At 71.5% G+C, this 12,952-nt stretch carries 9 protein-coding genes and 1 pseudogene; 7 read left to right on the forward strand and 3 right to left on the reverse strand.

The annotated features are described in order from the left end of the window. Position 1 precedes the first annotated feature (1 nt). The 5 genes from mtrB to QMC84_RS17835 all read left to right on the forward strand — a co-directional run bounded on the left by mtrB (position 2) and on the right by QMC84_RS17835 (position 6,047). On the forward strand, positions 2-1,636 hold the full coding sequence (gene mtrB, locus QMC84_RS17815; RefSeq protein ID WP_300377026.1) for an MtrAB system histidine kinase MtrB: 1,635 nt from the start codon (positions 2-4) through the stop codon (positions 1,634-1,636). Then, complete coding sequence (locus QMC84_RS17820) at positions 1,633-3,381, forward strand: LpqB family beta-propeller domain-containing protein (RefSeq protein ID WP_300377028.1); 1,749 nt, start codon at positions 1,633-1,635, stop codon at positions 3,379-3,381. Before mtrB ends, QMC84_RS17820 begins: the two co-directional genes overlap by 4 nt. Positions 3,382-3,438: 57 nt before the next feature. Further along, positions 3,439-4,212, forward strand: coding sequence for a ComF family protein (locus QMC84_RS17825; RefSeq protein ID WP_300377030.1), 774 nt, complete (start codon positions 3,439-3,441; stop codon positions 4,210-4,212). Between the two features lie 414 nt (positions 4,213-4,626). Then, positions 4,627-5,247 (forward strand): ribosome-associated translation inhibitor RaiA, encoded by a 621-nt coding sequence (gene raiA / locus QMC84_RS17830; RefSeq protein ID WP_300377032.1) that lies wholly within the window; start codon positions 4,627-4,629, stop codon positions 5,245-5,247. Positions 5,248-5,375: 128 nt separating this feature from the next. Then, positions 5,376-6,047, forward strand: a complete 672-nt coding sequence (locus tag QMC84_RS17835) for a response regulator transcription factor (protein WP_300377034.1) — start codon at positions 5,376-5,378, stop codon at positions 6,045-6,047. Between the two features lie 109 nt (positions 6,048-6,156). Here QMC84_RS17835 and QMC84_RS17840 read toward each other — a convergent pair whose 3' ends face one another. After that, a complete protein-coding gene (locus QMC84_RS17840) occupies positions 6,157-7,671 on the reverse strand; it encodes a hypothetical protein (RefSeq protein WP_300377035.1) in 1,515 nt (504 codons plus the stop codon). Positions 7,672-7,792: 121 nt separating this feature from the next. Between QMC84_RS17840 and QMC84_RS17845 the strand changes: the two genes are divergently transcribed. Together QMC84_RS17845 and secA are read left to right on the forward strand one after the other, a co-directional pair. After that, positions 7,793-9,019 (forward strand): crosslink repair DNA glycosylase YcaQ family protein, encoded by a 1,227-nt coding sequence (locus QMC84_RS17845; RefSeq protein ID WP_300377036.1) that lies wholly within the window; start codon positions 7,793-7,795, stop codon positions 9,017-9,019. A gap of 60 nt (positions 9,020-9,079) precedes the next feature. Then, positions 9,080-11,893 carry a preprotein translocase subunit SecA gene (gene secA / locus QMC84_RS17850; protein WP_300377037.1) on the forward strand — a complete coding sequence of 938 codons (2,814 nt, stop codon included), beginning with the start codon at positions 9,080-9,082 and terminating at the stop codon, positions 11,891-11,893. A 183-nt stretch (positions 11,894-12,076) separates the two neighbouring features. Here the strand turns inward: secA and QMC84_RS17855 are convergent, their stop codons facing one another. Both QMC84_RS17855 and QMC84_RS17860 read right to left on the reverse strand, forming a co-directional pair. Then, a complete protein-coding gene (locus QMC84_RS17855; RefSeq protein ID WP_300377038.1) occupies positions 12,077-12,592 on the reverse strand; it encodes an Rv3235 family protein in 516 nt (171 codons plus the stop codon). Next, positions 12,589-12,952, reverse strand: a pseudogene (locus QMC84_RS17860) (LysM peptidoglycan-binding domain-containing protein); the annotation flags it as partial. The pseudogene QMC84_RS17860 and the gene QMC84_RS17855, both read right to left, overlap by 4 nt.

Genomic DNA, 12,952 nt, shown 5'->3' on the forward strand with positions numbered 1-12,952 from the left:
GGTGCTCCACCTGCGCTCCCCGGGGAGCTCCCGCCGACTGCCGGAGTCCGTCCGCCGGGGCCTGACCTTCTGGCGGCGCTCGATCCAGGCGCGGGTGGTCGCGAGCACGCTGATCCTCTCTGCGGCCGTGGTCAGCGTCGTCGGCTGGTTCCTGCTCCAGCAGACGCGGGAGGGTCTCCTCGAGCATCGGGTGGCCGCCGTCGTCGCCGAGGCGAACGACGAGACCGCCGAGGCGAGGGACCTGCTGAAGTCCGCACCCGGCATCGACAGCGACGCCTTCGGCCAGCAGCGGTCGCTGGCCGCCACGCTGATCCAGCGCGGCGAGACGCGCGGCTTCTCGGTGGTCCTGGTCGGGCCCACGGCCCCGGGGAGCAGGATCTCCGACGGCGGCGCCAACTTCACGCGCGGCCTCGACACCGGCAGCGTCCCGGAGTCGTTGGAGGAGCACTTCGACGACGACACTGCCACCGCGTGGACGTACACGACGATCCGCACGACCAGCACCGAGGGCGTCGTCGGCGAGCAGCCCGGCATCGCGGTCGGCTCCCAGGTGCTGCTGCCCGCCGACGCGGAGTCCTACACGCTCTACTACCTCTTCCCGCTCGACGAGCAGGAGGAGACCCTGGCGCTGGTGACCCGAGCCCTGCTGACCGCCGGGGTCCTGCTGCTCGTGCTGGTCGCCGGCATGACCTGGTTGGTGACGCGGCAGGTCGTGACGCCGATCCGACTGGCCCGCAAGGTGGCCGAGCGGCTTGCGGCGGGGCAGCTGCAGGAGCGGCTCAAGGTGTCGGGCGAGGACGACCTGGCCCGGCTGGCGACGTCGTTCAACCAGATGGCCAGCAACCTCCAGCGCCAGATCCGTCAGCTCGAGGAGCTGAGCCGGGTGCAGCGACGCTTCGTCTCCGACGTCTCCCACGAGCTGCGCACGCCGCTGACCACCGTGCGGATGGCCGGAGACGTCCTGCACGACGCCCGCCACGGCTTCGACCCGGCGACCGCGCGGGCCGCCGAGCTGCTGCAGACCGAGCTGGACCGCTTCGAGGTGCTGCTCGCCGACCTCCTGGAGATCAGCCGCTTCGACGCCGGCGCCGCGGTGCTCGAGCTCGACGACGTCAACCTCGTCGACGTGGCCCACCGCATCGTCGACGTCACCCGACCGCTGGCCGAGCAGCGCCACGTCCGGGTGGTCGTCACGGCGCCGAGCCACGCCTGCCTGGCCGAGGCCGACGTCCGCCGGGTCGAGCGGATCGTGCGCAACCTGGTCACCAACGCCATCGACCACGCCGCCGCCGACGGCCCGGGCGCCGGCATCGTGGTGCTCGTCGCCGGCGACGACCACGCCGCCGCGATCGCGGTGCGCGACCACGGGGTCGGGCTGGCGCCGGGGGAGGCGTCGATGGTCTTCAACCGGTTCTGGCGCGCGGACCCGGCCCGCGCCCGGACCACCGGCGGCACCGGTCTCGGGCTCTCGATCGCGCTCGAGGACACCCACCTGCACGGCGGCTGGCTGCAGGCGTGGGGACGTCCGGGCGAGGGCGCCCAGTTCCGGCTGACGCTGCCGCGCCGCGCCGGAGGCGTGCTGCGGCACAGTCCGCTCCCGCTCGTGCCCGCGGACGTGACGGAGCCGGTCTCGTGAGCCGCCGCGTCCCGGCCGCCCTGGCCGGGCTCCTGCTGGTGGCGCTCGTCAGTGGTTGCGTGCGGCTCCCGGACAGCGGCCCCGTGGTCGAGAGCCGGTCCGAGGGCGACGTGTCCACCGACAGCGGGGTGTCCTTCGACCCGATGCCCCCGCAGCCGGGCGCGACCCGGACCGAGATCGTCCGCGGCTTCCTGATCGCGATGCAGAAGACCCCGATCGGCACCAAGGTCGCCCGCGAGTTCCTGACCGCCGACGCCGCAGCGTCCTGGAACCCCCAGCAGGAGACGATCACCTACCCGCTCTCACCGACCCCGCGCGAGGCGCCGGGCGGGGTGGCGATCGCCCTCGCCGACGCCGACCACCTCGACAGCCGCGGCGCGTGGCGCGGGTCGCTGCCCCAGGGGCGGCGTACGGTCACCTTCCCGATGTCGCTGGAGAAGGGCGAGTGGCGCATCGCGGGGCTGCCCGACGCGCTGATCGTCCCCGAGGACTGGTTCCAGCAGTACTACCGCCAGGTCTCCCTGTACTTCTTCGACCCCACCGCCTCGATCCTCGTCCCCGAGCCGGCGTTCGTGCCCCGCGGCGACCAGCTCGCCTCCGCCCTCACCCAGGCGCTGCTGCTCGGACCCTCCCCGGGACTGGAGCGGGTGGCCCAGAGCTTCATCCCGCCCGGGCTCGAGGTGACCGTCGGGGTGACGGTCTCCGACGACGGCGTGGCCGACATCCTGCTGTCCGGAGAGGTCGGCACGCTGACGGCGGACACGACCGAGATGCTGCTGGCGCAGCTGGCGTGGACGCTGCGCCAGGAGCCCGCGATCAAGAGCATCAAGCTGTCGGTGAACGGCAACCCGGTCCCGCTGCCGGGCGGTGTCTCGTCGTACCGCGTCGACGGCGGCGCGCAGTTCGATCCGGCCGGCTTCCAGGCCAGCCCGCTGCTCTACGGCCTGCGGCACGGCGGTGTCGTCTCCGGCACCCCTACGGGCCTGGCCCCCGTCGAGGGCGCGCTCGCCGGTCCCGACCTGGACCTGCGCTCGATCGGCGTCAGCCTCGACGCGGAGTCGGTCGCGGGCATCGCCGCGGACGGCAGCGCGGTGCAGGTCGGCGAGCTCGGTGCCGGGGAAGGCGCGCGGGTGCGGACCGTCGTCAGCGGTGGACACAACTTCCTCAAGCCGGCCTGGGACTTCGCCGGGCGAATGTGGCTGGTCGACCGCACCCCGCGCGGGGCTCGCGTCGCCTACGTCCAGGGGACCCGGGTCCGCCCGCTGGAGGTCCCCGGCGTCTCCGGGAAGCAGGTCCGGTCGTTCCTCGTCTCGCGCGACGGCAGCCGATTGGTGGCCGTGGTCCACAGGAACGGCGGCGACGAGCTGGTCGTCAGCCGGATCGAGCACGGCGGCACGGGCAGGGTGCTCGGTGCGACCCGAGCGACGCGGATCGGGACCGGGGTCGACGCGCCGCTGCCGGTTCGTGCGATCGCCTGGCGCAGCGCCACCAGCGTGGCCGTGCTCAACCCGCCGGTGACGACCTCGCTGGCCTCGATCGGGCTGGCCTCGGTGGACGGCTCGCCGTCGAGCCAGGAGCCCTCGTCGGTGACCGTGGAGGGCCGACTGGTCGCGCTGGTCGGGTCGCCCGCGGGCGACGAGCCCGTGTACGGACTGACCCGGACGGGCCTCGTCGACATCGGCAGCTCCGACCAGCGGGTGACGCCGCTGCCCAAGGGGATCACGGACCTCGGCTACGTGGGCTGATCCACAGGCCCCGCCCCGCCCGGTTGAGCCCCAGGGCGGGACCTGCTGCGATCGAGCATGCTCCGTGACGTCCTCGACGGCTCCCTCGACCTCCTGCTCGGCGGCTCGTGCGTCGGCTGCGCCCGGCCGGGCCGGGCGCTGTGCGAGGCGTGTGCCGCGATCCTGCCCGACGTGGGACGACCGGCGTGGCCCACGCCCGCGCCCGCCGGGCTGGTGGCGCCCTGGGCGGTCGCGGCGTACGCCGGCACCGTCCGCGCGATGGTGCTCGCCCACAAGGAGCGCCGGATGCTGTCGCTCGGCGGACCGCTCGGCCGGCTGCTGGCCCGGTCCGTCGCGTCCGGGCTGGCCGGTCTCGACGGCCCGGACGGCCCGGTCGTGCTGGTGCCGGTGCCCTCGCGCCCGGGCGCGGTGCGCACGCGGGGCCACGATCCCACCTGGTCGATGACCGCCCGGGCCGCCGGCCTCGCCCGGGCCGCGGGACAGGACGTGGTGGCGATGCGGCTGCTGCGCAGCCGGGCCGGGGTGCTCGACCAGGCCGGACTCGATGCCGGCGCGCGAGCCGCCAACCTAGCCGGTTCCATGCACTGCCCGGCCGCCTCGCTGCGCCGCCTGCGGGGGCGCCGGCCACGGGTCCACCTCGTGGTGTGCGACGACGTGATCACCACCGGATCGACCGCTCGCGAGGCCCAGCGCGCGCTCGAGTCGGTGGGTCTCTCGGTGGTCGCGGTGGCGGCCGTCGCGGCCACGCCGCGGCGTGGCTCGCCGACCCGGCCGGACCCCCCGGGCGTCCTGGGACCTCGGTCCCTTTTGAATGCCGAGGGGTTCGACTAACGTCTGTGCATGGAGTCCGTCCGGGTCCGTGGTTGCGTCGTCGGGACGCCCGGGTCCACCCGGAGGTCCAGTCGGCAAGCCGATGCCAGTCGCAGGCGAAACGGTCCACGTAAGGTGGCTCCCGCCGTTCTCCGGTGGGAGCGCCGATCACGGTGCGGCTTAGTGGTAAGTCCTGCCTCGTCCCCGTCGCCAGATGCGGCGCAGGTCGGGAGAAGGTCAGTAGTGGCAGTCAAGCTGCGAGCACCTCAGCAGGCGGTTGTGGGGTCGAAGACCAGGTCGGCCGGACGGACTCCTCTCTCAACCTCGAGCACCGGACCCCTCCTGAGCAGGGGTGCCGGGGCCTCGGCCTGCCCGCAGGAGGGCGCGCTCGGGGGCTGATCAACGCTGAAACCAACTGTGCAACGGGAGGTTCACATGGAAGTTGTGGTCACCGGTCGTCATTGCGAGCTGTCGGACAGGTTCCGCAGTCACGTCGACGAGAAGCTGGGGAAGCTCGAGAAGCATGACCATCGCATCATCCGCGTGAACGTGGAGGTGGAGTGTGAGCGGAACCCGCGCCAGGCGGACCGCGCCGTACGTCTCCAGCTGACCGCGCTGTCCAAGGGCCCGGTCATCCGGGCCGAGGCGATGGCCGCGGACAAGATGGCGGCCCTGGACCTCGCGCTGGACAAGATGGCGGCCCAGATGCGCCGTGCGTCCGACCGGCGGCGCGTGCACCGCGGACGGCGCACCCCGGTGTCGGTCGGGCAGGCGCTGGCGGACACGGCGGACGCGACGGGTGCCACGGACGAGCAGGTGACCACCCACGAGCGGCGGGTGGGGCCGATCGACGTGGCCGGCGACGGCCCGCTGGTGGTCCGGGAGAAGACCCACACCGCGAGCCCGATGACCCTCGACCAGGCCCTCTACGAGATGGAGCTCGTCGGTCACGACTTCTACCTGTTCGTCGACAAGGAGAACGACCGTCCGTCGGTCGTCTACCGCAGGCACGGCTACGACTACGGAGTGATCTCCCTGGACCTCGAGACGTCCTGAGGCGACGAGCTGGTCCGGGCTGACCCGGCCGGGGTGGCCCGAACGGGCCACCCCGGCCGCTCGCGTCACCACCCGGATATGCAGCCTGGGGGGCCTGATCGTGCCATGATGCGGTGGTGGGAGACGCAATGACCGACGTCGGACGGGAACCGATCCGGGTGCTCGTGGTCGATGACCAGGAGCTGTTCCGTCGAGGCCTGACGATGCTGCTCGGCCTCGAGACCGGCATCGAGGTGGTCGGCGAGGCCGGCGACGGCGTCGAGGGCACCACGCTCGCCGAGACCGCGGCACCCGACGTCGTGCTCCTGGACATCCGGATGCCGAGGCGGTCCGGGATCGAGGCCTGCCTGGCGATCAAGGAGGCCGTCCCGTCGGCGAAGATCGTGATGCTGACGGTCTCCGATGAGGAGGCCGACCTCTACGAGGCGGTCAAGAGCGGTGCCTCCGGCTACCTGCTCAAGGACTCCTCGATCGAGGAGGTCGCGCAGGCGGTCCGCGTGGTCGCGGACGGCCAGTCGCTGATCAGCCCGTCGATGGCCGTGAAGCTGATCGACGAGTTCAAGCAGATGTCGCGCCCCGAGCGCGACCACGTCCCGGGTCTGCGACTCACAGAGCGCGAGCTCGAGGTCCTGCGCCTGGTCGCGAAGGGGATGAACAACCGGGAGATCGCCAAGGAGCTGTTCATCAGCGAGAACACGGTCAAGAACCACGTGCGCAACATCTTGGAGAAGCTCCAGCTGCACTCGCGCATGGAGGCCGTGATGTATGCCGTCAAGGAGAAGCTGCTCGAGTTGCCTTAGCGCCGGCGCCAACCGGGTGCCGGCGCGTCCTCAGCGCCCACGGCGTCCAGGGCGTCCAGGGCGTCCAGGGCGTCCAGGGCGTCCAGGGCGTCCAGGGCGGCGCCGGGGGTCAGAGCGTCTTGAGGAACACGTCCCTCCTGAACTGGTTGCCATCCGTCCTGGCGAAGTTGCTGCTCATCGACAGGAACACGATGGCCCGGCCGCCCGGCAACCAGGCGTTGTCCGACCAGCCACCGACCTCGTAGATGCTCGAGTAGCCGTTGCCGAAGCGCCCGGACTTGGTGATGGACACGATGCGTACCCCGTTGGTCGCCAGGTTCTTCACGTAGACGTCGTCGACGTGGTTGTTGTCCACCACCCCACCGGGGAGAAGACTCACGGACCCGGACATGAACGCGATCCTCTTGCCGTCGGGTGACCAGTGCGGCCGGTAGTTGGGGAACAGCGTCGGCCTCCCCGACGCCGTGGTCGACACCAGCCGGACGACGCCGGTCGAGAGGTTCTTGACGAACACGTCCTTGTCCGGGTTGGTGTCCCCGCGCACGAGGTTGTCCGCCGCGGACGTGAACGCGATGCTCCTGCCGTCGGGTGACCAGGTGCCGCCTTCCGAGAAGTTGTTCGCCTGACCACCGGACTTCTTCGTGGAGACTCGGCTGGTCTTCCCGGTGTTGATGTCCTTGACGAAGATGTCGGCGGATCCGTTGGTGTCGTTCGGCACCAGGTCGGTGTTCCAGGACCGGAACATGACGCGGTGCGAGTCCGGAGCCCAGGAGGCCTCGAACGAACCGGCGGGGTGCCCGGTGAAGAACGCTCCAGCGCTGTTGGTGCTGACGTCCCACAGGTTGGCCGTGTCCGGTGCGCTGAGGTCCAGCGACCAGATGTCCTCGTCGGTGCTGGGGTCCGCGCCGTACTGCGCATGCGTGACGAAGGCGATCTTCTGTCCGTCCGGGCTCCAGGCAGCGTCCGTGACGCCCTGGACGAGGAGGGAGACGGCGCCGGTCTGGAGGGTCTTCACGTACAGGTACGGCCCGCCCCCGTCGGGGGCGACCGGGCCGAGGTTCGTGGCCCACGACCCGAACGCGATGTAACGCGAGTCCCTCTGTCCCGTCTCCCGCGGTGCCCAGGTGAGCGCGCGTGACGAGTCGTAGGTGCTCGCGTCGTTGGCGAGGACGCCGGCGTCGCTCGTGTCCACGACGCCGATGACCTTCCCGGTGGCGAGCTCCGAGACGAACAGGTGCAGCCTGCCGTCCGTGACGTTGGGGTAGAGGTTGGTGGCCCGGGACCAGAAGGCGAGCATCGTCCCGCCGGGCGACACGGCGGCGTTGATGACCTCGTCGTTGGCTCCGCGGCCCGAGGAGCTCAGGTCGAGCTGGCGGATGGAGCCACCGGTGACGACCGCCCGGCGCATGGCCGCCGGACCGCCGGTCGGGGGCGCGCCGACCGCAGCAGGGCCGAGGTGCAGGGCGGCGCTGCCGGGTGCCGGGGCCACGCCCGCGGCTGCACCGCCGTGGCTGCCTGAGGAGGGCGCCGTGCCGAGTGCCGCGGTCGGGACTCCCGACACCGCGCCGCCCAGGACGGCAGCCACGATGGCCGCGATGAAGATGCTGATCCTGCTGGGCCTCATATCGCCCTCCTCGCCGTCATCGCCGATGCCTGAGCGTCCTCCCCTGCGACGTGGTTGCACAAGGGAATCGGGAGCCTCGGTCGCGGACATCATGTCCGCGGCTCGTGGTTGAGTACGCGCCGTGGTCGACTCGCTCAGCAACGCGCAGGCCCGCCGGATCGCGCTCGCCGCGCAGGGCTTCCTCGACCCGCGGCACACGACCCCGACGATGCGCACCTTCCAGCGCACCCTCGAGCGGACCGGTGTGCTGCAGGTCGACTCGGTCAACGTGCTCACGCGAGCGCACTACATGCCGGTCTTCTCCCGGATCGGACCGTACGACGTCGGGCTGCTGCACCGCGCGGCCGAGCGCCGGCCCCGACGGATCGTGGAGTACTGGGCGCACGTGCAGGCGTACATGCCGGTCGAGCTCTGGCCGGTGATGCAGCACCGGATGGCGGAGCAGCGCGACAAGCGCGGCAAGTGGGGCTTCGTCGCCGAGAACGACCGGCTCGAGCAGGACCTGCTGGCCGTGGTGCGTGACCGGGGTGCCTCGACGGCCCGCGACGCTGCGTCGTGGGTGGGCGACGGCCTGCCCCGCGCCAAGGACAGCTGGGGCTGGAACTGGTCGGAGACCCGCCGGATGCTCGACTACCTCTACACGGCGGGCGAGCTGGCGATCGCCGGGCGCAACAGCCAGTTCGAGATCCGCTACGACCTCCCCGAGCGGGTGCTCCCGGCCGACGTGCTGGCCCGCCCGACCCCCTCCCGGGAGGAGGCCGCCCGCGAGCTGGTCCGGCGCGCCGCCCGGTCGCACGGGGTCGCCACCGTCCAGGACCTGCGCGACTACTACCGGATGTCCGCGGCGGGTGCCGCGGCCGCGGTCGCCGCCCTGGTCGAGGAGGGCGAGCTGGTGCCGGTGCGGGTGGAGGGGTGGAGCCGGGCCGCCTATCTGCACCGCGACGCCCGGCTGCCCCGGCGGATCGACGCCCGGGCGCTGCTCAGCCCGTTCGACCCGGTGGTGTGGGAGCGCACCCGCACCGAGCAGCTGTTCGGGTTCCGCTACCGCATCGAGATCTACGTCCCGGCGGCCAAGCGGGTGCACGGCTACTACGTGCTGCCGTTCCTGCTGCGCGACCGGATCGTCGCCCGGGCCGACCTGAAGGCCGAGTGCGGCTCCGCGGGAGGAGCGGGTCGGCTGGTGGTGCGGGCCGCGTACGCCGAGTCCGGGGCCCCGCCCGACACCGCCGAGGAGCTGGCGGCCGAGCTCGAGTCGTTGGCCGGGTGGCTCGGGCTCGCCGAGGTGGCCGTCGAGCCCCGCGGCGACCTGGCCCCGGCGCTGACCGCGGCGGTCGCGGCGCGCGGTTAGGGCGTGCTTCGCAGGCTGGGTAGAGTGGCGCAGCCATCGATTTCAGGGAGCCAAACCCACGTGCCTGCCATTCTCGACAAGATCCTCCGCATCGGCGAGGGCAAGATCCTGCGCCAGCTCGAGGCCATCGCGCAGGCGGTCAACGCCATCGAGGACGACTTCGTCGCGATGAGCGACGCCGAGCTCCAAGGGATGACCGCGGAGTTCAAGGAGCGCCTCGCCAACGGTGAGAGTCTCGACGACATCATGCCCGAGGCGTTCGCGACCGTCAGGGAGGCCGCCCGCCGCGTGATCGGCCTGCGCCCCTTCGACGTCCAGGTCATGGGCGCCGGCGCGCTGCACCTCGGCAACATCGCCGAGATGAAGACCGGTGAGGGCAAGACGCTGGTCGCGGTGCTGCCGTCGTACCTCAACGCGTTGTCCGGCAACGGCGTCCACATCGTCACCGTCAACGACTACCTCGCGAAGTTCCAGTCCGAGATGATGGGCCGAGTCCATCACTTCCTGGGGCTGACCGTCGGCGTGATCCTCCCGGAGATGCGTCCCGACGAGCGCCGGGTGGCCTACAACTGCGACATCACCTACGGCACCAACAACGAGCTCGGCTTCGACTACCTGCGCGACAACATGGCGGGCTCGATCGAGGAGTGCGTCCAACGCGGCCACAACTACGCGATCGTCGACGAGGTCGACTCGATCCTGATCGACGAGGCCCGGACCCCGCTGATCATCAGCGGTCCGACGCAGGACGAGGTGCACTGGTACGCCGAGTTCGCGAAGGTCGCCCGCGGCCTGGTCCGCGACGAGGACTACGAGGTCGACGAGAAGAAGCGCACGATCTCCGTCCTCGAGCCCGGCATCACCAAGGTCGAGGACCACCTCGGCATCGAGAACCTCTACGAGTCGGCCAACACGCCGCTGATCTCCTTCCTCAACAACTCGATCAAGGCCAAGGAGCTGTTCCACAACGACAAGGAGTACGTCGTCCTGAACGGCGAGGTACTCATCGTCGACGAGCACACCGGCCGGATGCTCGCGGGCCGCCGCTACAACGACGGTCTGCACCAGGCGATCGAGGCGAAGGAGGGCGTGCAGGTCCGCGAGGAGTACCAGACCCTCGCCACCGTCACCCTCCAGAACTACTTCCGCCTCTACGACAAGCTCTCCGGCATGACCGGTACGGCCATGACCGAGGCCTCCGAGTTCGACAAGATCTACAAGCTCGGCGTGGTGCCGATCCCGACCAACAAGCCGATGGCCCGCAAGGACCAGGCCGACCTGGTCTACCGCACCGAGGAGGCGAAGTACGACGCGGTCGTGCAGGACATCGCCGAACGGCACGAGAAGGGCCAGCCGATCCTGGTCGGCACCGTCTCGGTGGAGAAGTCCGAGCACCTGTCGGAGAAGCTGAGGAAGCGCGGGATCCCGCACTCGGTGCTGAACGCGAAGGTGCACGCCGACGAGGCCAAGATCGTCGCGCTCGCCGGTCACCGCGGCGCGGTCACCGTCGCCACGAACATGGCCGGTCGAGGCACCGACATCATGCTCGGTGGCTCCGTCGAGTTCCTCGCGGACGAGGAGCTGCGCAAGCGCGGCCTCGAGCCCGCCGGCGAGACCGCCGAGGAGTACCAGGCCGAGTGGCCGGGCACCATCGAGCGGATCAAGGCCCAGGTCGCCAACGAGCACGACGAGGTCCGCGAGCTCGGCGGCCTCTACGTCGTCGGCACCGAGCGGCACGAGTCGCGTCGCATCGACAACCAGCTGCGTGGGCGTTCCGGCCGTCAGGGTGACCCGGGCGAGTCCCGGTTCTACCTCTCGCTCCAGGACGAGCTGATGCGGCTGTTCAAGTCCGACTGGGTCGACCGGGTGCTCCAGGTCCTCAAGATCCCGGACGACGTCCCGATCGAGAACAAGCGCGTCACCAGCGCGATCGCGAACGCCCAGGGCCAGGTCGAGTCGCAGAACTTCGAGTCCCGCAAGAACGTCCTCAAGTACGACGACGTGATGGACCGCCAGCGCAAGGTGATCTACGCCGAGCGTCGCGAGGTGCTCGAGGGCAAGGACCTCCAGGACCAGATCCGGACCTTCATCGACGACACGGTCGCCGGCTACGTCACCGGTGCCACCGAGGAGTTCGCGGAGGAGTGGGACCTCGAGTCGCTGTGGACGGCGCTGCGCCAGATCTACCCCGTCAGCCTCGACTACCGGGCTCTCGAGGAGGAGGTCGGCGGCCGGGCGGACCTGGACCGCGACGAGCTGATCGCGGCGCTCCAGAAGGACGCCCACGAGGCGTACGACCGCCGCGAGGCCGAGATCGGCGAGACGGTGATGCGCGAGCTCGAGCGGCGCGTGGTGCTCTCGGTGCTCGACCGCAAGTGGCGCGAGCACCTCTACGAGATGGACTATCTCCGCGAGGGCATCTACCTGCGCGCCTACTCCCAGCGCGACCCCCTGGTCGAGTACCAGCGCGAGGGCTTCGAGATGTTCGCCACGATGATGGACGGCATCAAGGAGGAGTCGGTCGGGTTCCTGTTCAACCTCGAGGTGCAGGTCGACGTCGAGGAGGACGACGAGGACGAGGAGGAGGTCCTCGAGCCGATGCGCCAGCCGGTGCCGTCGTTCGACCAGCAGCCGGAGATGCCGCAGATCCGGGCCAAGGGGCTCGAGCGGCCCGCCAAGCCCACGAAGCTCGCCTACTCCGCGCCCAGCGAGGACGGCGAGGCCGAGGTCAAGGGCTCGACGGCCACGAACGCGGACGACGAGTTCGCCGGCGTCGGCCGCAACGACCGCTGCCCCTGCGGCTCGGGCAAGAAGTTCAAGCAGTGCCACGGCCGCCCCGGCGGTCCGACGGGACTGACCGCACGGGTCTCGTAGCGAGACGCGCCGGTGTCGAGCTCGTCGAGACCCCGGAAGTGACGCAGGGCGGTGACCACGGTCGCCGCCCTGCGTCGTCTCACCTGGTCTCGAACGCGCCGTCGCGACCTCCTTCGTTGCTCGCGGGCACTAGGTGACCTGCGTGGCCGACGCGACTCGCGAGCTCCGGCCGCGAGTCGGTGGTCAGGCGAACTCCAGCGCGGTGCAGCACCAGCGCTGGTGGGTGGCCTCGAAGCGGGCGGCGAGCGCACGCGAGCGCTCGCCGTACCGCACGTGCGCGCTGACCTCGACGACGTCGCGGGAGAGGAAGCAGGCGTGCACGCCGAGCACCTTGGGCCGCACCGGCTGGACCCGGCCCTGCCCGGGCTGGTGGCGCCCAGCGTGGGCGACGAGCTGGGCGCGCCGGTCCAGGTTCTCGTAGACCTCGCGCGAGCTCCAGCGCAGCAGCTGGGAGACCGGCCGGTCCCCGCCGACGATCTCGACCGCCGCCTGCGTGTACCGGCGGGCCCACTGCTCGAGCCCGCGGCGCAGCGGCTGCTCGATGTCGATCACGTCGGCCGCCGCACGGCCGTGGGGGACGACCGGGTCCGGCGGGTCGAAGCGGGGCTGGAGGTCGAGGGCGAGCGTGCCCTGCACGCTCGCGAGCGGCACCGGCGCCCGCAGCGGGACGACGGTCGGGTCGGTCACCTGGTTGCTCACGATGTCTCCTCTGGTCGGTCGGCCGGGAGCCGAAGGCGGGTCGCGGGATGGATCAGGCCCGGGTCGGGGCCGATCAGGTCGCGGTTGAGGGCGTAGATCTCCGGCCAGCGGCCGGGGTCGTCCAGGTGCGTGGCCGCGAGGGCCCACAGCGAGTCGCCGGGCCGGACGAGGACGGTCCGCGCCGGTCCGGGCGCGGGGGCCGGCCGCAGCGATCCGGTGGCGACCAGCGCCCGTCCGGGCAGGCCGACGGCGCGGTCGGGGAGGGGCAGGCCGGCGAGCACGGTGGCGGGCCGCCGGTCGGTGTGCACGTCGCCCGGCGTCGCGTGCGCCGGGACGGCCAGGCCGGCGGCCAGCCCGGCG

Source organism: Nocardioides sp., assembly GCF_030019515.1.
Lineage (GTDB): Bacteria > Actinomycetota > Actinomycetes > Propionibacteriales > Nocardioidaceae > Nocardioides.

Coding starts and splice junctions, on each gene's coding strand:
- QMC84_RS17825 (WP_300377030.1), top strand. CDS start 3,439: ATGCTCCGTGACGTCCTCGACGGCTCCCTCGACCTCCTGCTCGGCGGC.
- raiA (WP_300377032.1), top strand. CDS start 4,627: ATGGAAGTTGTGGTCACCGGTCGTCATTGCGAGCTGTCGGACAGGTTC.
- QMC84_RS17835 (WP_300377034.1), top strand. CDS start 5,376: ATGACCGACGTCGGACGGGAACCGATCCGGGTGCTCGTGGTCGATGAC.
- QMC84_RS17840 (WP_300377035.1), bottom strand. CDS start 7,671: ATGAGGCCCAGCAGGATCAGCATCTTCATCGCGGCCATCGTGGCTGCC.